Genomic DNA, 19,539 nt, shown 5'->3' with positions numbered 1-19,539 from the left:
ACTCCGTGGCCATCCTGCCGTCCCCCGGTGGTGCCAAGGTCGGCGCACCATGTCGACACCGCACCGCTCGCCGCGACGCCTGAGCCTGGCCGGCTCCGCGCTCGCCGCCCTGCTCACGGTGGTGGCCGTGTGTGCCGGGGACGCCGTCGCCCGCGTCTTCCCGTACGGCCCGCGCCACCGCAGCATCAACGACCTCGGCAACCAGTTCGTCCCCTTCCACGCGCACCTGTGGGACCTTCTGCACGGCCGTGCAGAGGGCGGGCTGCTGTTCAACTGGCAGTCCGGATACGGCACGAGCTTCCTGCCGGACCTGGGCACCTATCTGGCCAGCCCCTTCGCGGTGCTGGTCGGGCTGTTCCCGCGCGCGGACATGGACCTCGCGGTGTACGTGGTCACGGTGCTCAAGACGGCGGCCGCCGCGGCGGCCATGACCTGGCTGCTGCGCACGCAGCGCCGGGGGGCCTGGTGGGCGGCGGGGCTGCTCGGGGCCTCGTACGCGCTGTGCGGCTGGTCGGTGATCGAGGCCTCCTACAACCCGATGTGGCTGGACGGGCTGATCGCCTTCCCCCTGCTGTGCCTGACCGGTGAATGGGCGCTGCGCGGGCGCCGGCTCGCGGCCGCCGCGCTGATCGTGGCCGTCTGCTGGACGGCGAACTTCTACACCGCCTACATGGCGACCCTCGGCGCGGCGCTGGTGCTGCTGGTACGGGTGGTGCTGACCCGGGAGGGCGCGCGAGCCGGGCTGGCCGTGATCGGCCGGGCGGCCGGGACGACCGTGCTGGGGATCGCGCTCGCGGCTCCGGTCCTGGCGCCCCTCTTCATCAGCTCCGGGCAGGCGTACCCGGGCTGGGTCAAGGAGTTCCGGCCGGTGTCCTGGGCGGACCTCTTCGCGCGGCTGCTTCCGGCGACGTACTCCTTCTCCTCCCCCGCCGTCTTCGTGGGCACCGGCACGCTGCTGCTGGTGGCCGCGCTGCCCTTCCACCGGGCGGTGCCCGTGCGCACCCGGCTGGCGTGGGCTGGGCTGACGGCGGCCGTGGTGCTCTCCCTCCAGTGGGCTCCGACCCACCTGGCCTGGCATCTGTTCGCGACCCCGAACGGAAGCCCGTACCGGCAGACCTTCGTACTGGCCGGGATCGCCGTGATCGCCGCCTGGGCGGGGCTGTCGGCGGGGCTTCCGGGGCCGCGCGCGCTGGCGGCGGGGGCGGGCCTGCTGGCGGCCGCGGCCCTGTGGGCGAGCGGGAGCACGCTGGTGACGACCTGGGGGTACGTGCTCTTCTGCGGCGGGCTGGCGCTGGCGGCCGCGGCCTGGTGGGCGCTGCGCCACCGCCGTCTGGCGTTCCCGGCGGCCGCGCTGCTGGCGGCCGTCCTCGTCGGACAGGCGGCCGCCACGACCGCGTACGGCCACAAGGGCAAGCTGGGCGGCCTCGACGACTACCCGTCCTGGGGGCGTGCGCACACCGCGCGCGCCGGGGCGGTGGCGGGCGCCGAGGGCTGGCCGGCGTACCGCACCGACCCGAGCCGGCCGGCCCTGACGGGCAACGACCCGCTGCTGCTGGGCGGGGAGGGCGGCTCGTACTACAGCAGCCACACCCCGGACGTGTTCACGCGCACGATGGTCGCCCTCGGGGCCGGCTGGACCTCGCGCGGGCGCAACGTCCAGAGCATCGACAGCCCGGTGACGGACGCGGTCTTCGCGGTCGGCGCGCGCCTCCAGCCGGACGGCACGGTCCGCCGCGCCGAGGTCCCGCCGCTGGTGACGACCCGCCCGCCGGGCGCGCCCGTCTCGTACGGCGATTCGCCCTTCGCCAACCAGGAACTGCTGCTGGGCGCACGGGTGTACGAGGACCCGCTCGCGCCGGGGGTCTGCCGCCCGGGCACGGAGGCCTACCTGTGGGCGCCGGAGTACAACGCGACGGCCCGCCTGGCCGACGGCCCGGCCTTCCGGCTGAACGGCAACGCCCCGCGCAACCGGGCGGCCGTCCAGCCGATGGGCGTCTCCCGGGGCGACTCCTCCCCGCTGGTCTTCGACCAGGCCGCGCCCGCCCGGTGGACGCTGTCCTGTCTGGACCGCGGCCGCCTGGACACGGCCGTTGCCCGGCTGCGGGCCACGGCCGCCACCTCGGTCACGGTCGGCTCCTCGGAGCTCCGCGCGGTGCTCCCGCCGGGCAGCACCGGCACGGCGGTCGTCTCGGTGCCCGCCATCGCCGGCTGGACCTGCAACGACCGCCCCGCCTCGGCCCACCTTGGCCTGGTGGCACTCCCCCTGGACGGCCGCACCCTCACGGTGACCTGCACCTTCCGCCCCCCGGGCCTGCTGCCGGGCACGGCGGTCGCGGGCGCGGCCCTCCTGGTGCTTCTGGCTGTTCCTATCCGAATCCGAATCTGGCGCTTGCGAACCCGTCGGACATCAGATGCGGTGCACGGTGTGCAGCTTCTTCGCGTAGGTGCCGGTGCCGTCGAGGAGTGAGGCGCCGCCCAGGTCGGACATGGTCGGTCCGTTGCCGGTCTTGCGGCTGGAGAGGAAGCGGCGCTTGCCGGCGGCGTCCAGGCCGAGGTAGATGCCGACGTGGTCGACGGTGACGGTCACCGTGTCGTCGCCCGAGTCGGCGTTGAACAGGAGCAGGTCGCCGGGCTGGAGCTGCTGTGCGGCGGGCGGGTTCGTCCCGTCCGTCTGGTCGATCCGGGTGCCGGGGGCGTAGTCCACCATGTCGCGGGACTTGCGCGGGATGCGGGTCTTGGAGGTGTCCTCGCCGGCGGCGACGGGGATCCCCATGTGGAAGCCGTAGACCATGCGCGTGTAGCCCGAGCAGTCGAGGTTGCCGACCTGCTTGCTGGACGGGCCGGTGTAGGTGCCGTCGGGGAAGGTCCAGCCGAGGTTCATGTACTCGTGGAAGTCCGCGCCCTCGTAGCGGTAGCCCTGCGGGTCCAGATAGCCGTATCCGGCCTCACCCATGACCTGCTTGCCCGTGGCCGGGGCCGCCACGGTCGTCACGGCCGGCGCCCCCGCGAGGAACATGGCCGCGTGGGCCAGGACGTCGGGGGCCGGGGATCCGGCCCAGCCGCGGATGGTCTGTTCCAGGGCCGAGGTCCAGGTCCCGTCGAACGGCTCGGGCAGGACCCGTACCCAGGTGTCGTGGGTGACGGCCGGCGGCTGCTGCCAGGTCGCGGCGTCCACCTGGAAGCGGCTCACCACCAGCTTGACCGGCAGGTTCGTGCAGCCCTGGTTGGCCAGTGCGCGCAGGCCAACCCGCCCCTTGGCGAAGGTGGAGTCCGACACGTCCACGGCCCAGGCCGACGGCTCGGCGGTGTCCGTACGCCAGGCCTTGACCCGGATCCGGGCGCCCTCGCGGAGCACGCGGATCGTCCAGTTGGCGCCAGCCGGCACCCCGGTGGCGAGAGTGGTGGCCGTGGTCAGCTGGGTGACCGTGTCGGCGACCTCCTTCTCCACGCGCAGCTCGACCGTGCCCGAGGTCAGGAAGGACAGCCTGGCCCGGTAGTTGTTGTGGGTGTCCTGATAGCCGAAGGACAGCGCGTACGAGCAGGCCTGGCCGGTGGGCACCTTGTCGAACTTCGCCACCGCGCGGACGTCGACGTCGCTGATCTCGTCGTCCCGGAGGGTGGCGTGGCGGCTCGCGTAGTCGGTGGTGAGCGCGAGGGTCGCGCTGCCCGGGACCACCGAATAGTCGGTGTCGGCGGGCCCCAGCGTGGACCAGCTGCCGCCGCCCGGGGAAGTCCCCCAGTACTTCCGGTCCGCGACCGGCAGCGCCAGGTCCGGGAGGGTGCGCTGGAAGTCGTCCACGAAGGACTTCTTGTTCTCGGTGAAGGTGCGCTCGGGACCGGTCAGAACAACGGTGCGCGCACCCTTGGTCAGGACCGCCACCTGCTTGGTGCCGGCGCTGACCGTCAGTCGCTCCGGCGTACCCGGCACCACGCTCGTGGTGAGGGAGCCGAGGGAAACCTGCATGAAATAGGCGGGGTCCAGCGTGCCGATGGTGACGGAGGACCGCGGCGACGTGAGCGACGCGGGGACCGCGGCGGCGGCGAGCACGGACATCGCGGGTCTGGCGACGGCAGGCGCCGAGGATCTGGGCGAGGCCGAGGCGGTCATGGCGCCGAGTGGGACCGTGGCGGCCGCAGAGGCGAAAACGGCAAGGACATTGCGACGGGAAGTATGTGACATGCAGCCATCATCCGATGGGCGCATGTCACAGCAGACGTCGCCCCCACCGGTGCGCCATATCGCGAACCAAAAGGCTAGTGAGCCCAAATATTCGCAAATGACCGCATCCAGCCGCAGGTCGTGATCTTCACCGCTCCCGCCCATCGGCAATTCAGCACGCGATCGAACGTACGTGCGCCACGCACCCTCAGGTGGGCCCCGCCAGGTTTAGAGCGCGCCACCCCGGAAGCGATACGGAGTCGTGATTCTGCCGCTCAGTCAGGAAGCGCCGGACATGAAAACGCCCCGCCGCAGAAAACTGCGGCGGGGCGTTCTGAAGGGCTCGGCGCCGCGAAGCGCTCGCACCCGCCCAGTGTTGCGAAAGCGGGATTCAGCTCTGCTAACGCATCTGTCCGAAGAGCGACCAGTACACCGATCAAACGACGCAGAGCCCTCATCAACCTTACTGGCCGATGAGGGCTCTGGCGCCACTTCTACCACTTCTCTCACAACAAGAGACAGCCCAGAGAATTCACCGGGATGGCTCTGAAAGAAGCCCTGGCGTCAACGACCCTGCACAGGGTCGAGCGTAGATCCAGGTTCGCACCTAATTCTGCACTCGCAGAGATGCTGCAACCTCTCTCACTTCCTGCAATTGACCGGAGAGGAATTTCTTGCGCTTTCCCCATGCCTCCGCTTTACGGATTGCCTCATCCAGGAGGTCGAGCGCTTCTGATCGCGCATCGCCTTCAGGATGCTCCGGAAGCGCCACCTGAACAACAAGTGTCCGAAACTCCTCAAGGAATGTGCCGATCCGGATTCCGGAGAATTTCGGCCCGTACACCTCCCCGGGGACAAAAAACGTCACCGTCAATCCGAATGGATCTTCATTGACGCTCCGGCTTCCCCTGAGCTGCACTTGGAGGTGACTGATGGCAGAAGTCCAAGATTTATCCTCGAATCCTCCCCCGACGACAGACTTGATCGCCAGGGCGGGTGACTCCGAAATATCCATCATGGCAAAACATCCAGTCTCATTCTTCCGCGCCAGGACACCTTGTTCAACGGACCGGGCCAACGCTCCTCTATGTGGCGTTCGATTGCCAGCATAGCCTTCCGAGAGCCACTGGTCAGGATCCTCATCCGGTCCGCCCCCATCGTCGCCATCGCTCTATCCGAATAGCGGCCGGCCGGATTATCCGTAATCCCTACCTTGAGATATGTGTCGTCAGCGGCTTCCAGGACGTAAAGGTAGTTCGTTGCAGTGCTATTACGAGAATTACCGTGAGTGGATGCCGGACGCGCAGGTCGTGGATTGAGGCTTGGTCCCATCTGCCCGTTGGCGAGCCTTGGCTGCGCACCGGCCGCGCAAGCACAGGCAGTTGAGTGGCCCGCCGTGCTACCGCCGCAATTGTGAACCAGGACCGGCGTGGCGCCTGCCAGCACATAGTACGTGTGCAGGTCTTCGACGCTCAGGTCGTAGGTGATGTGCTCGGCCGTGTACGACTTGACCTCGACGATGGCCGTCGGTGCACCATCGCCGTTCTGGAGCTTCTGGCCCGCCTTGAGGTCGCCGGCCTGGGTCCAGGCGTTCTGAGTGGTCTCGTAGAACTGGTGGTGCTTGGTGGTCTGGATCGTCTTCGGACCGTCCTTCGTGGCAACGACGACGTCGACGTAGTCACGGTCGGTCTTGGTGACGATCACCTCCTTGACCCGGTGCTTCTCCTTCTCCTTCTTGCCCGGCTCGGCCGTCAGGACGTAGTCCCCTACCTTCACCTCGGAGATCGGCTTGGACGTGCCGTTGGCCAGCAGGACACCCGTCATGCCGGTGAAGCTGTGCGGAGTGCCAGGAACAGCGCAGCTGGACGGGCCGTCAGAGTTCCGCTGCTGCTTCGACTTCGGGCCGAACCTGCCCGCCGCCGCACCGAAGACACCACCGGTCGCCGCGCCCACGGCCGTGGCCGTGGCCGCGCCGCCGACGCTGCAGCCCTCCTTGCTGTTGACGCAGGAGATTCCGTAGCCGACCGCGCCTTCCGCAGCGCCGCCCGCGGCGCCCATCGCCGCGCCCTGGAGCGCCTTGCCGCCGACACCGGCGAGCAGACGGCCCACCGCGCCGGAAGCGAGACCACCGGCCGCGCCGCCGAGCGCACCGGTCAGAGCACCGACACCGACCGCCATGGCGAAGCCGCCCAGCGTCTTCGGGCCGTCGCTCATCATGTAGCCGACGCCGTTGGCCGCCGCGCCCGCGAGGGCCGCGCACCCGATCGCGCCGACGCCCGCCGTGATGGCGGTGCAGCCCGCGAAGACCGCGACACCGACCGCCACCGAAGCGATGGTCGAGGCGTGTTGCTTGACGAAGTTGGCTGTGGCCTTGGCTGCCTTCTTGACGGCTGTGCCGACCTTCTTGGCTGCCTTCACCACCTTCTTCGCCACGTGCTTGACGGCCTTGGCGACCTTCCGGACCTGCTTCTTTACGTGCTTGACGACCTTGTGGGCGTAGTGCTTGACCCGCTTATAGGTGCGTTTGACGTATCTCTTGACCTTCTTGACGCTGTCATGGACATATCGCACGGTCTTCTTGACCGCTCGGTACGTCCTGTACACGACCTTCTTGACGGCCTGCTTGACCTGCTTCGCGGCCTGCTTGACCACCGTGGCTACGTGCTGGACGGTCGAGACGGTCGCGTGCCAGGCCGTCGAGACGGTCTGGGTGACCTTCGCCGCGACCTTCTTGACGGCCTTCTTCGCCCACTCGAACCAGTGACCCGTCGGGTCGACACCCGTCATCGGGTTGCCGTTCGCGTACGCGTAGCGGTTCGCGTTCACCGAGGCCGGCAGCGGGCTCTGGGCGACCGTGTCACGGCTGTTGAACTGGCCCGTCTGCGGCGAGTACCAGCGCGAGGCCATGTTGACCTTGTCCGTCTCCGGGTCGGTCCAGCCCGACTGGTAGCCCAGCTGGCCGACCATGCCCTGAGACGCCGCGACCTTTCCGAACGGCGAGTACGTCGTCGAACCGGTCAGTGCCTCGCCCGCGGCGGTGAACTGCCCCACCACGTCGTCGTGCAGATCCGTCAGTGCCAGCACCGCCGACACACCCGTCTTCACGCCGAGCAGCGAACCGTCCGCGTCACGGCTGTACGACGTCATGCCGTCCGAGGCCACGTCGTTGCCGGCCCCGCTGTACTGGAACGAGTACAGCGGACCCGAGGTCGGGTCGCTCGCACTCAGCACACGGTCGAGGCCGTCGTACGCATAGGTACGGTCGCCCTCGTTGATCACACGGTTGAAGGCGTCGGCCTTGATCGAGGTCGTCTGGCCACCCTCGGCCGTGACCGAATTCATGGTGCCGCGCGCCGTGTACGCGTACGAACTGTGCCCGTCCGACGTGAGCCGGTTGCGGGCGTCGTACGTGTACGTGTCGCCGCCGACGCGCGTCCGGTTGCCCGACGCGTCGTAGCCGTAGGCCTCCGTCGTGGTCCCGTTGTTCCAGGACGACAGACGGTTCGCCCAGTCGTACGCGTACGTGTTCGCGGACGAACCCGCGAGACCGGACGTCGTCTTCGACGTCTCGTTGCCGTTCTCGTCCCAGCCGTAGGTGATGGACGACAGCTGCGCGCCCGAGGGCGAGGTCAGCTTGTCGTTCGTGACCCGCTGCAGGGAGTCGTACGTGTACGCGCGCTTGGCCTTGCCCGCGCCGTAGTCGATCGACGTGACGTTGCTGTTGACGTTGTAGCCGTAGGTCAGCGTGGTGCCGGTGGCACCGTCGTTGACCGTCTTCAGCCGGCCGGCGGTGTCGTACCCGAAGGCCGACGTGCCGGACGCGTCCGTCCTGGAGGTCATCGCCCCGTCGCCGTTCCAGGCGAAGGACGAGGCACCCGAGGGCCCGGACGTGGACAGAAGCAGACCGCGGTCGTCGTAGGCGAAGGTGTTCTTGTCCTCGCCGGAGCCCGCGACGGCCGTGACCCGGTCGTCGGCGTCGTAGTCGTAGGTGTGGGAGACCGTGGCGGCTTCCGCACCCGTACCGGACTGTGTGGTCAGCCGGCCCTTGACGTCGAACTCATTGGTGAGGACCACACCACCCGGGGAGCGCTGCTCCTTGGGCCGTCCCGCGCCGTCGTACACCGTGGTGAAGGTGCGGTCCGCCGCGTTCGGGTGGGCCGGGGTCGACGGCTCGATGACCGATTCCGGCATGCCCCACGTGTTGTACGTCGTCAGGAACGGATTGCCCCGCCCGTCGGTGAAACGCGTCCGGTTGCCCGCCGCGTCGTAGCCGAAGGTCGTGGTGATCGACTCGGTCGCGGAGACCGGCTGGACCACCTTGGTGATCAGGCCGCTCGCATCGTTCGTGAACGTGCTGGTGTGACCGCGGTAGTCGGTGATCGACACCGGACGACCCGCACGGTCGTACGCCGAGCTGCTGGTGCGCAGTACCGTTCCGGTCGCGTCCAGGTCGCTCGTGGCGGTCAGCTGGCCGAACCCGTCGTACGTGTTCTTGGTGCTGGTGCCGTCCGGGTCCGTCGAGGTGAGGACCTGGCCGTCCATGTCGTAGGTGAACGAGGACTTGCCGCCTGCGGCGTCCGTGACCTCGGTGACCTCGCCCACGTTGTTGTACTTGTAGGACTGCGCGACACCGGTCGGGCTCACGGTCCGGGACAGATTGCCGCCCGGAGCGTCGTACTCGTTGATCGCCGTGAACGCGCGCTGCGTCGGCTGGCGCACGATGTCCGTGCTGGTGACCGGACGTTCCATGTAGTCCCAGGTGGTCTCCTCACGGGCGCCGTTCGGCCGGGTGGCCGAGAGCTGGTCGCCGTTGGTGTCGTAGACGTACTTCGTCGTACCGCCGCCCGGGTCCGTGACCGAGGCCAGGTCGCCGAGCTGCGTGTACGTGTAGGTGGTACGGGCGCCCAGCGGGTTGACCTCGGCCGTGACCTGGCCGAGCTTGTTGTACTCGTTCCAGCTCGTGGCCGTGATCGGGGTCGGGGCCCCCGGTGCGGTGTAGTTCGGCGACGTCGTCGAGGACTCCTGGCCCTCGGCGTCGTACGCGGTGACCACGACGTTGCCGAGCGGGTCGGACGACTCGGTCGACTCACCGAAGGTGTTGTAGCCGGTCATCGACACGGGCCGGACGGAGACCGGGGTCCCGCCGTTCTGCTCCGCGTCGACGGCCGGCTCGGTGACCGTGGTCTGCTGCCCCGCCTCGTCGTAGCCGTAGTCGGTGGTGCTGCCATTGGCATCCGTCACCGACAGCGGCAGACCGCGCTGGTCCAGCCTCCAGGATGTGGAACGGACGGAGCTGCCCGCGGCCGGGAGCGTGCCGCCCTTCACCGCGGAGACCTGCGTCGCGGTCAGTGCCTCGCCGTAGACCTGGACGTCGTCGATACCGCCCTTGAACGGGTAGTCGTAAGTCGACGCGTACTTGTGACGGCCGATCTGCAGGGGACCGCTCGCCTCCCACGGGGAGCTGTGCGCCACTTCCTGGGCGAGCGTGCCGTTGACGTACAGGCGCAGCTTCGCGTCCTGGGCGTCGTACACGCCGACGAGGTGGGTCCAGGCTCCGGCGACCGCCGCGGACGGTGCGGACACCGCCCGGTCGTAGGCCAGCGGCGTCGCGTCGGCCTTGGGCAGGGCGAAGGCCCAGCCGGTGCCGGCCGCGTAGTACAGCACGTAGCCGTACATGTTCTTGCCGTCCTGGGACAGCACGGTCCGACCGGTGGTGAGGTCGTCCAGCTTGGCCCAGGCGGAGACGGTGAAGCTGCCGCTCGAATTGACGGCCGGCCCGGACATCTGCGCGTAGGAGTTGGCGTCGCCGTCGAAGACCGCGCTGCCGCCCCTGTCGGTGTTCCAGTGGACACCGGTGCCGTGGGTACCGGTGTTGTTGCCGCCCGAGGAGTCGCCGACGGAGAAACCCGTCGTCTCGTCCAGCTTGTACCGGGCCACCGGAGCCGTCGTCCCGTCGTGGACCGTGGTCCCCGTGACGTTGCCGAGCTGGTCGTGCCGGGTGTCCTTCGTGCTGACGTCACCCGTTGCCGGGTCGGTCTCCGTCTCCGACACGACGTTGTCGTCCGGGTCGTAGGAGACCTTCGTCGTCCGGGCGAGCCCGGCCGGGTCGAGTACCGACGACGTCGTGCGGTCGGCCGCGTCCACCGCGAAGGTGGTCGTGGTCCGGCCGTCGTTGGTCACCTGCTGGATCAGGTTCCCGGCGGCGTCGTAGGTGTTGGCCTGCTGGGTGAAGGACTTGCCGGTCTGCGGGTCCTTGCGGACCACGGTGGCCGACAGACCGTCGTCGGTGTAGGTGTACGCCGTCACCCAGCCCATCGAGTCGGTGATCGACGCGAGGCGGCCGGCCGGGTCGTAGGCCCGCGACTCCTGGACCAGGGTGGCCGGCGCCGACGGGTTGTTGGGGTCGCCGGTGTGGTTCAGCAGGTTGGTGGTGAGCGGGCGGTTCTCGCCGTCGAAGGTGTAGGTGTTGACGTTCCCCGCGGGGTCCGTCTCCTTGACCTTGTTGCCGTAGCCGTCGTACTCGAACGACGTGGTGTCGCCGCCCGGGTCCGTCCTGCCGGCCAGCCGGTTGTACGGGTCGTACGTCATGGTCGTCGTACGCGCCGCGTCGCCGCCGGTCACGTCGGAGACCGTCTGGGACAGGATGTTACCGTCCGCGTCGAACCCGGTGGTCGTCCTGGCCTGGTGCACCGCGCCGGTGACGCGGTTGGTGACCGCGGGGCCCGTCTCGGTGACGACCTGGTCGTTCTTGTCGTACGTCTGGGACGTGACCAGACCGGCCGGGTTCGCGTCGGATATCTCGGTCCGGGTCAGCTGCCGGCCGAGGTTGTCGTACGTGACCTTCGCCTTGGCGCCGTTGGCGTCGGTGATCTCCGCGAGGTCACCGTTGGCGAAGTAGCTGTACGAGGTCTTCTTGCCTCCTGCCGTCGTCACCTGGTTCACCAGGCCGGCCGGAGTCACGGCAGTGCCGCCCTCGGCCGCCGGGGTGGTGGCCGTGGTGTAGGTGGTGGTGGCGGTGCGGCCGTTCGGGAAACCGGGCACCGGCGGGGTCGTCACCGAGGTGAGCTTGCCGCCCGTGTCATAGGTGTGGGTGGTCAGGTAGGTGTTGTCCGTGGGGCCCGAGGAACGGCCGTCGCGCTCGGTGAGCAGGAGGTCGTTGCGCAGGTCCATCGGCGGGAATGCCGTGGTCGCGTCCGGATAGTAGGTGTAGTACGCGGTCGAGCACTTGTTGGCGGCCGTGTCCTGGCAGCTGGTCTGGGAGACCGCGTTGCCGCGGATGTCATGGCCGGTGACGCTGCGGTTGCCGTTGGCGTCGGTCACGGTGTGCAGGAAGCCCCCCGTGTCGTAGCCGTACGTCGTCCGCTTGCCCTCGGTGTCGATCGCGGCGAGCAGGCGGTTGCCCAGCTCCGCGTCGTACACGTAGGTCAGCGTCTTGTTGCTGGGGTCGGTGAGCGTGACCGTACGCACCGGTGCGACACCGGAGGACGCCTTGTAGGCGGACCAGTGCTGACCGACCTCGGTCTCGCTCAGGCCCTTGGAGTGGACGGCGACCTCGGCGATGGAGCCGTTGAAGAAGCTGACGTCGGCCGGGGAGCTGTACCACTTGCTGAAGCCGGCGCCGATGAAGGTCCGGGTCGTCGCCTGGTCGTTCGGCGCGCCGGTGCAGGTGCCCTGCTTGGCGCCGTCGAGGTAGAGCGTCTGCGTGGTGCCCGCGGCCGAGAGGACCGCGTGGTGCCAGGCGTTGTCGGTGACGGACGCCGTGGAGGCGACGTTCGCGTTGCCGTTGCAGGTGCTGCTCCACCAGTGGCCGCGCAGCTTGCCGTCCGCGCCGACGTAGAGCAGGTCGCTCCAGTCGCCGCTGACGCCGGCCGGGTCGTTCGGGGCCTTGGACTGGTCGCTCATGATCACGCCGGGCTGGCCGGTCTTGAACCAGAGCTCGACCGAGCGGTCCGCCTTCGTGTGCAGCGGTCCGTACGGGACCTCCACGAAGGAGCTGGTGCCGTTGAACTGCGCGGCCGTGGCATCACCGGTGCCGAACGGTCCCGCCACACCCTGCGTGACGGTGTTGTACGTGCCGAAGCCGGTGTGCAGCTCGTTGGCCGCCTGCGCCGCGCCCTGCGTGTCGTCCAGACGCCAGTAGCCGGAGGGGGCGGAGCCCATCACGGACGAGCGGTAGACCTGCGAGGAGCCGGTGACGGTGGCCGGGTTGAGCTTCCAGGTGCCGCCGTTGCCGTCGGTGGCCTGCAGGACCAGATCGTCGGTGGTGCCGTAGGAGACCGACGCCTGGGTCTTGCCGGTCGGCGTGGTGATCTTCTCCAGCAGACCGGCGGACCGCTTGGCGGCCTGGTACTGCGCGCCGATGACGTCCGCGGTGAGCGGCTCGGTGTAGACCGCGGCCTCGGCCAGCTGGCCGGAGAAGTGGCCGAGCTGGTCGCCCGCGTTCATCGCGGGCCAGTTACGGGTGTTCACGCCCGCGCCGAGCGTGATGTACGGGGTGTTCCAGTCCTTGATCTGACCGGTCTTGCTGCCCTGCGAGGCACCGTCCAGGTAGAGGGTCTGGGTGTTGCCCGCACCGGTGAGGGTCGCCTGGTGCCACTGGCCGTCGTTGACGGAGGCGGCGGAGGTGATCGTGGTGGTGCAGACACCGGTGGCCAGGCAGCCGCGCAGCTTGCCGTCGGTGCCGACGTACAGCGCCGGGGTGTTGAACTGGGTCGTGCCGACCGGGTCGGCAACGCTCAGCGGCTTGTCACCGTAGTAGAAGAGGACACCGCCCGCCTGCGTGGTCTTGAACCACAGCGAGATCGTCGTGTACGACGGCGTGGCGCCCGGGGCGTTCGGCATCTCGACGTACGACGTGGTGCCGTTGAAGGTGGCCGTCTTCTGGGTGGAGCCGGCCAGCAGACTGGTGCCGCCCAGGGCCACGTTGCGGTAGAGACCGTTGTACTGGCCCTGGTTGGTGTCGACGGCGTCCTTGGTGACCGTCGCACCCGAGGCCTCGCCGAGCCGCCAGTACGCGTACGGGTCGGCGTCCATCACCGTCGTGCGGTGGTGGTTGCCGGTGGCGTACGTGTAGACCTGGCACTTGGACCAGTCGGCGGGCGGGCACACCTTGGCGAGCTGGTCGCCCGTGTAGTTGTACTGCCAGGTCTGGGCCGTGTTCGAGTCTCCGGCCGTGGACGGGTCGGTGAACACGGTCGCCACGTGCGGGACGGTGGCACCGGCCGGGGTGGCCCAGGTCAGCCCCAGCGAACGGCTGGACGTGGTGTTGGTGATCTTCGTCAGCTGCTTGGACGCGTTGTAGGTGAACGTCTCGGCCCGGCCCGCGAAGTCCACGATGCCGGATATCCCGTAGACGCCGGTCTTCCCGGTCGCCTGCGTGAAGGAGTAGGCAGTGAAGTCCTTGTCGGTCAGCTTGTATCCGCCGCTCACCGTCTCCAGCCGGGCGTAGCGGCCCAGCGGGGGCACGAAGGTCCCGTCGCTGTTGCGGCCGAAGCCGACCTGCTCGCCACCCGGGTAGGTGATCACAACGCTGGTGACGGTACCGGCGCCGTCCTTGGTCTCGGCCGCCTTCATGTCGGCGACCGTGGACCATCCGGCGCCGAAGGCGCTGTCGATCCTCGGGTCGATGCTGTTGTACGAGCGGTCGATCTCCAGCGACGGGCCGACGACGGGTACGTCGGCGTCGGTGTCCTCGGTGGTGTAGTTGCCGTCGGACGGGTCGAACTCATGGCCGTTGGTGTTCTGGGCCAGACCCGAGGTGACGGGTGGCTGCGGCACCGTGGTGGAGAAACGGCTCGCCGAGTACAGCACCGAGTCGTAGCCGTCGGTGACGCTCACGTACCAGGCGTAGTTCTTGCTCCAGCTGAGCTTGCCCGCGGGGACCTTCCAGGCGCGCTCGGCCGTGAGGCCGGAGGTGGCGACGGGGGTCTGGCTCCCGCTGTCGGCGTCGTACACCTCGAAGGAGTACGACAGCGCCCCGGGCCAGTTGTCGGCGTCGCTCGCGTAGACGAGCAGCTCGGGCTGCAGCGAGTTCGACTGGAAGTTCTCCGGCGGGTACTGGGCGTCGACCTGCGGCTTGGTGTTGGCCGTGTAGGTCAGGTCCAGGGCGGGACGCCAGGCGGAGGTCGCCGAGTTGTCGGAGTGGAACTTCTTCCAGTGCAGCGCGTCGTTGGTCGGCGCGCTCAGGGCGAGGCCGTAGTTGGCGCCGCCGAGGGCCACCTGGTCGAACCAGGCGGTCTGGAGCGCCACCGGCATCTTCACGCCGACGCCGGTGCTGCCGGCGGTGTTGGTGCAGGACGCGCCCGGCGCGGGCGTGGCCGAACCGATGGCCGTGCCGAAGCTCGGACCCGGGTAGCTGGTGACGCCGGAGGGGGTCCAGGACTGCGTGACGTGGTGGACCGAGAACGACTCCGGGGTGCAGGTCGAGGACCAGAGCGCGTACACGTTCAGGGTGGCGGCGGTGACCCGCTGCCCCTGGAGCGTGGTGCCCAGCGAGGAGAACTGCAGGAAGGAGTTCGTCTTGTTGGTGCCGGAGTCGTACGAACCGACCTTGATCTGGTTCTCGGTGGAGTGGTCACCCCCGATCGTGTTCTGGGTGTACGTGGAGTTGCTGGCGGTGACGGTCGGATCGACGGTCACCGGGTAGACCCGCTCGGGGGCGTCCAGCCAGGCGCGGTCCGCGGTCATCCGCAGCGCCGGCTTGCCGTCCACGCTGGTCAGCTCGTAGCCGACGGCCCGGGACTGCGCGGCGTCGCCGGAGCGCGGATCGATCTTGGAGTCCTCCATGAACGCGTGCGGGATGGTGGCGGTCACCTTGCCGTCGGCGTCGGTGAACTCCACGTCGCCGTCGGCCGCGATCCGCGGCGTCAGTCCCTTGCTGTCCAGGAGGAAGGTCCAGGAGTTCGTCGCCTTCGCGGAGCGCAGGACGAGGTTCTCCTTGAAGCCCTCGGCGAGCGGCACCAGCTGCACATCGGTGTCGGGCAGCGCGCCCGCGTAGGTCACGGTGCCGTTGGCCGCCACGGTGGGCTGGGTCTGCGCGGCACCGCTCAGCGCGTACGCGAGGGAGCGGCCGGAGCCGAAGTCGACGGAGGCGAGCTGCTGGTCGGCGGCGTTCGGGGCGAACTCGACGTCGAGCGAGTTGGACCGCTCCTGGAGCCTGCCGTCCGTGTCCGCGACCAGCCCGGTGTCGATCTGCTTCCAGGTGCCGTCGCCGGCCTTGAAATTGGTTCGGCCGGGGAAGTGACGGACGGTGGTGGAACCGTCGGCGTTGACGTAGTGGTCCGACGTCGCCGTGGACTTCTTGGCGTCCCGCTTGCTGGTCCGGGCGTCGAAGCTCTGGGCGTTGCCCTGGGCCGCTCCGGTCGTGACCGTTTTGGACGGATCGGTGTACCGCTCGTACGGCTCGAGTTCGCCCTTGCCCTTGCCGGGCTTGCGACCGTTGCCGCCCTTGGCGCTGGTGGCGTCGGCCGAGGCCTGGTGGCCCTTGCCGCGGGCGGTTCCGCCCTGCTGGTCGGGGGTGTCCAGCGGGGACTTGTTGACCCAGCCCATCAGGCCGGTGAAGGACAGTTCGGGCATGCTCAGCGCCGGCAGCGTGGCGCCGTTGGCCGCCGCCGTCTCGGTCGTGAGCATGCAGGAGAAGGAAATCAGGACAGAGAGAGCCGTGGCCCTCGCTCTTCGCCTGCCGGTACGACCCGGGGGGAAGAGGCGAGGGCGACGGACCCAACGAACACGCATGGGTCAGCCTTTACTTACACGATGCCAACAAAAGCCTCGCGAGACTGCCCGACTGACGAACATAACTGCTAGTCAGGATCAGCTGTTTTACGTGATCTTTACCCGACGCGCGGAACCGATGCTTGACCGTTACGCACCCGAGGCTTCGACGGCCTGCCTGATCGCTTCCGCCACGGTCTCCTCAAGCCTGTCACCGGACTTCGCAACGGTGACATTCCCGGCAGATGCCGAACCGTCGACCACGACGAAGCGTGCCTGTTTGTGCTGCTTCGCCCCCTCTTCCGTGACCTCCACCTGGGGAGCCCCGACCGCCAGCACCACGTCGCACTTGCGCTGCATCAGGCTGTTGAAGAACGGACGGGCGTTCGCGGCCGACGGCTCCCCGATGACCGGGACGTACGTAACCCGGGCCCGGGTCTCCAGCGAGGCCTTCTGCATCCCTTCCCACACCGGAGCGGCGGCCGCACCGGCGACGATGCCCTTCTCGTCCGTCAGCAGGCAGGCATCGAACTCCTTGTACTGGCGCGCCCTCGGGTCGGGGGGCCCGTCCTGCCCGCTGCCGACGAACAGCCAGACGCCCACCAGGCCGAGCACCAGCACGGCGGAGGCACCCGCCGTCCATCCCGCACGGCCGCGCAGCGCGCGGGCCGCTCCGGCCAGCACCCGGCCGAGAAGCGCCCCACTACCGGATTCGGGGCGATTGGCCTGCTTTCGCCATGTACGTCGAGTCTTCATCGGGGCTCCGCCAGCAGCCGCTTGACGAGCAGGCAGTGCAGTGCGGCTCCGACCGTGGAGAGGGACAGCAGCAGGGCGTCGGCGCCGAACTGCCAGCCGTGGGTCTCCTCCGGCGCGAGCGCGATCTGGAACCACCAGCCGACCGTCACGGAGGTGAAGACGAGGGCGGCCAGCCAGTCGGCGCGCGCACCCCGGCGCCACGCGATGACCAGCGAAGGCACCGCGCCCAGCACTCCAAGACTCAGCACCGGCACAGCCGCCAGCAGGACCCTGGGAAGCAGCCCGGGAACGGTCCCTCCCCCCGGCTGGTCCGCACTCTCTATGGCGACGGTGTCCTTCACGATCGGCTACCTCTCGGGAACGCGTTGACGAATACGGATGCAGACAGGACGCCGTACGGTACACCGCACGGCGGACGCAACCATTCCGGGGGCTTGATCGCCACTGCCGACGGCGTCAGCGCACCTGGCCCAGCCAATGGAGGGTGCGCCGGACCTCCACGGGGAACGGATGGCCGGGACCGTGCAGGCGTTCCGCGTCGAAAAGGAGGCGGGCCAGGGTGTCGTGGGCCGCCGGGCGGTCACCGAGGGAGAGCAGCAGGTGGGCCATGCGGCGACGGACCTCCAGGGGGAGGCCCGGGTCCGGGTTCGCGTAGTGGTTCTCGAAGAGGGGCAGCAGCGAGCGGTATTCGGCGAGGGCTGCGGCGGGTTCGCCGAGCTGTTCCAGGCACTGGGCCGCGTCGTATCGGAAGCGCAGGGACCGCGGGTCCCCGGCGGGGAACTTGTCGGACAATCGCCGCAGTTCGGGCATGGCGCGGCGGTACTGGCCGTCGTCCATCAGCGTGGCCGCGTACTGCTTGCGCAGCGAGTGGACCACCGTCGAGTGTTCGCCGTGCTGCTCGGCCGCCGCCGGGAGGATGCCGCCGAGGATGTCCACGGCTCGGGTGAGCATGCCCTGGTCCAGGAGCTTCTTCGCCTCCTCCACGGCCGCCGGGACGTCCGGCCGCGCCGGTGCGGGCGGAGTGGCCGGCATCGGCGGGATCGCGGCGGCGCGGTCGGGCCAGGGGGCCTGCGGGCGCAGGAAAGGGCGGGTCGGGTCGAGCGGGCCGGTGGGGGCTCCCGAGCCGGCGTGCGGCAGCAGCGGCACGAGGGCCGCGTACACCTCCTGCGCGGAGGCGGGCCGGTCCTGCGGGTCCTTGGCCAGGAGGTGCAAGAGTACGGCTTCCAGCTGCCGGGGAACGTCGGGACGCAACTGACGCACGGGGACCGGCGGTTCATACAGGTGGCGGTGGAGCACCCCGAGCGCGGTGGATCCGGCGAAGGGGACGTTGCCGGACAGCAGCTCGTAGAGCACCACGCCGAGCGCGTAGAGGTCGGTGTGCGGGCCGACGGCCCCGCCCATGGCCTGCTCGGGCGCCATGTACGCGGGGCTGCCGATCGGCGAACCGGTGCTGGTGAGGCGGGTGGTATCGGTCTCCATCACCGAGGCGACACCGAGGTCCAGGACGAGCACGGTCCCGTCGGGCCGGACCATCACATTGCGCGGCTTGAGGTCGCGGTGCACGATCGGCACCGCGTGAACGGCGGAGAGCACCGCGCACAGTTGGGCGATCACCGAGACCGCCCACGGCCACGGGTACGGGTCGTGCGCGGCGAGGTGGTCGGCGAGGTCGGAGCCCTCGACGTACTGCATGACGAGGTACAACTCGTCCCCGTCGTTGCCCGCGTCGTGCACGGTGACCAGCCCGGGGTGGTCCACCTGCGCCGTGACCCGGCATTCGCGCACGAAGCGGAGGCGCAGCTCCTCGGCCACGGAACCGGGGCCGGCCACCTTGTCGGGGCGCAGCAGTTTGACGGCGACGCGGCGGTCCAGGCGCTTGTCGTACGCCGTCCAGACCTGGCCCATGCCGCCCTGACCCAGGATCGTGGCGAGCTGGTACCGGTCTCCGATGAGGCGGTCCGTCACCGGCCGGTGCCCTCGTGGTGGGGCGGCGTCGGCGGCGGCTGCTTGCGCAACAGCTCGCTCAGCTCGTCGAGTTCGGCGCGGACCTGCCCGATGCGCGGGGGCGTCGGGGGCGCGGGTGCGGGGGCCTGCTGCGGGACCTGCGGAGCGTTCGGGTACCCGAAGGAGGGCCGGGTCTGCTGGTCCTGGGGCGGCGGCGCGTACGGGGCGGGCTGCGCCGGGTACCAGTGCGCGGGCGGCGCCGGTCGGGCCGCCTCCCCGTGCCGGATGTCGGTGACGAGGAAGTACACGCCGACCGCGACACCAGTACCGATCGTGCCGATGGCCCCCGAGGTGCCCTGCCATCCGCTGTTGTCCGGCGTCGGGTCGACGGCGGTCAGCGCCAGCCACACCATTTCGGCCACGCCGGTCGCGACCAGCAGCTTCCAGTCCCGGGGCTTGCGGGTGACGATCGCGAGCCGCAGCATCGTGGCCCACGCGAGGAACCCGCAACTCAGAACGGACAGCAGCGTGAACAGCACGCGCAGCGCCACCACGCCCCCGGAACTGGGCTGGGGGCCTTGCTGCGGCGGGAGGCCGGGGCCGTGCATCGCTGCTCCTGACGGACCGTGTCGACGAAGTGTCGAGGCTGAGCGTATACAGCGTTTCCGGCCGCCAGTGAGGGGATGCGCGCAACCGTTGCAGGGTCGCCGCAGACCTCCGGCGGGCGGATCCCCAAAAACGCGCGTAGCGTCGCAAAAGGAATACGGAAGGGAGCCCTCGCATGCGGATCTTGGACAAGGCCAGGGAACTGCTGCACGGCCACAGCAAGCAGGCGAAGCAGGCGTCCGACGCCGCCGAGCAGCAGATCAACCAGCGCACCGACAGCAAGTACGCCAAGCAGGTCGACCAGGGTCAGCAGCAGGTCGAGAAGCAGCTGGGCATCGACGACGACCCGAACAGGTAGCCCG

General features: G+C 69.4%; 9 protein-coding genes. 2 read left to right on the top strand and 7 right to left on the bottom strand.

Features of this window, described 5'->3' with window-relative positions:
• Window positions 1-49: 49 nt before the first annotated feature.
• Window positions 50-2,467, top strand: a complete 2,418-nt coding sequence (locus JIW86_RS24375; protein ID WP_257556016.1) for a YfhO family protein — start codon at window positions 50-52, stop codon at window positions 2,465-2,467.
• Here JIW86_RS24375 and JIW86_RS24370 read toward each other — a convergent pair.
• The 7 genes from JIW86_RS24370 to JIW86_RS24340 all read right to left on the bottom strand — a co-directional run bounded on the left by JIW86_RS24370 (window position 2,408) and on the right by JIW86_RS24340 (window position 19,179).
• Window positions 2,408-4,180 carry an NlpC/P60 family protein gene (locus tag JIW86_RS24370; RefSeq protein WP_257556014.1) on the bottom strand — a complete coding sequence of 591 codons (1,773 nt, stop codon included), beginning with the start codon at window positions 4,178-4,180 and terminating at the stop codon, window positions 2,408-2,410. The two genes, JIW86_RS24375 and JIW86_RS24370, sit on opposite strands and share 60 nt — an antisense overlap.
• Window positions 4,181-4,766: 586 nt before the next feature.
• The gene (locus tag JIW86_RS24365; protein WP_257556012.1) at window positions 4,767-5,177 is read right to left on the bottom strand and encodes a hypothetical protein; all 411 of its coding nucleotides are present in this window, start codon (window positions 5,175-5,177) and stop codon (window positions 4,767-4,769) included.
• Window positions 5,174-15,787: a LamG-like jellyroll fold domain-containing protein gene (locus tag JIW86_RS24360; RefSeq protein WP_257556010.1), complete on the bottom strand. Its 10,614-nt coding sequence runs from the start codon at window positions 15,785-15,787 to the stop codon at window positions 5,174-5,176. Before JIW86_RS24360 ends, JIW86_RS24365 begins: the two co-directional genes overlap by 4 nt.
• A gap of 234 nt (window positions 15,788-16,021) precedes the next feature.
• Window positions 16,022-16,627, bottom strand: a complete 606-nt coding sequence (locus JIW86_RS24355; RefSeq protein ID WP_257556008.1) for a BMP family ABC transporter substrate-binding protein — start codon at window positions 16,625-16,627, stop codon at window positions 16,022-16,024.
• Window positions 16,624-16,968, bottom strand: coding sequence for a hypothetical protein (locus JIW86_RS24350; protein ID WP_215139461.1), 345 nt, complete (start codon window positions 16,966-16,968; stop codon window positions 16,624-16,626). Before JIW86_RS24350 ends, JIW86_RS24355 begins: the two co-directional genes overlap by 4 nt.
• Window positions 16,969-17,083: 115 nt before the next feature.
• Complete coding sequence (locus JIW86_RS24345) at window positions 17,084-18,592, bottom strand: serine/threonine-protein kinase (protein WP_257556006.1); 1,509 nt, start codon at window positions 18,590-18,592, stop codon at window positions 17,084-17,086.
• Window positions 18,589-19,179, bottom strand: a complete 591-nt coding sequence (locus tag JIW86_RS24340) for a hypothetical protein (protein ID WP_257556004.1) — start codon at window positions 19,177-19,179, stop codon at window positions 18,589-18,591. The genes JIW86_RS24345 and JIW86_RS24340 overlap by 4 nt, the downstream gene beginning before the upstream one ends.
• A gap of 173 nt (window positions 19,180-19,352) precedes the next feature.
• Between JIW86_RS24340 and JIW86_RS24335 the strand changes: the two genes are divergently transcribed.
• The gene (locus JIW86_RS24335) at window positions 19,353-19,535 is read left to right on the top strand and encodes an antitoxin (RefSeq protein WP_257556002.1); all 183 of its coding nucleotides are present in this window, start codon (window positions 19,353-19,355) and stop codon (window positions 19,533-19,535) included.
• Window positions 19,536-19,539: the final 4 nt, after the last annotated feature.

The sequence above is a fragment of the Streptomyces sp. NBC_00162 genome (assembly GCF_024611995.1).
GTDB lineage: Bacteria > Actinomycetota > Actinomycetes > Streptomycetales > Streptomycetaceae > Streptomyces.
This window is presented reverse-complemented; position numbering and strand designations above follow the sequence as displayed.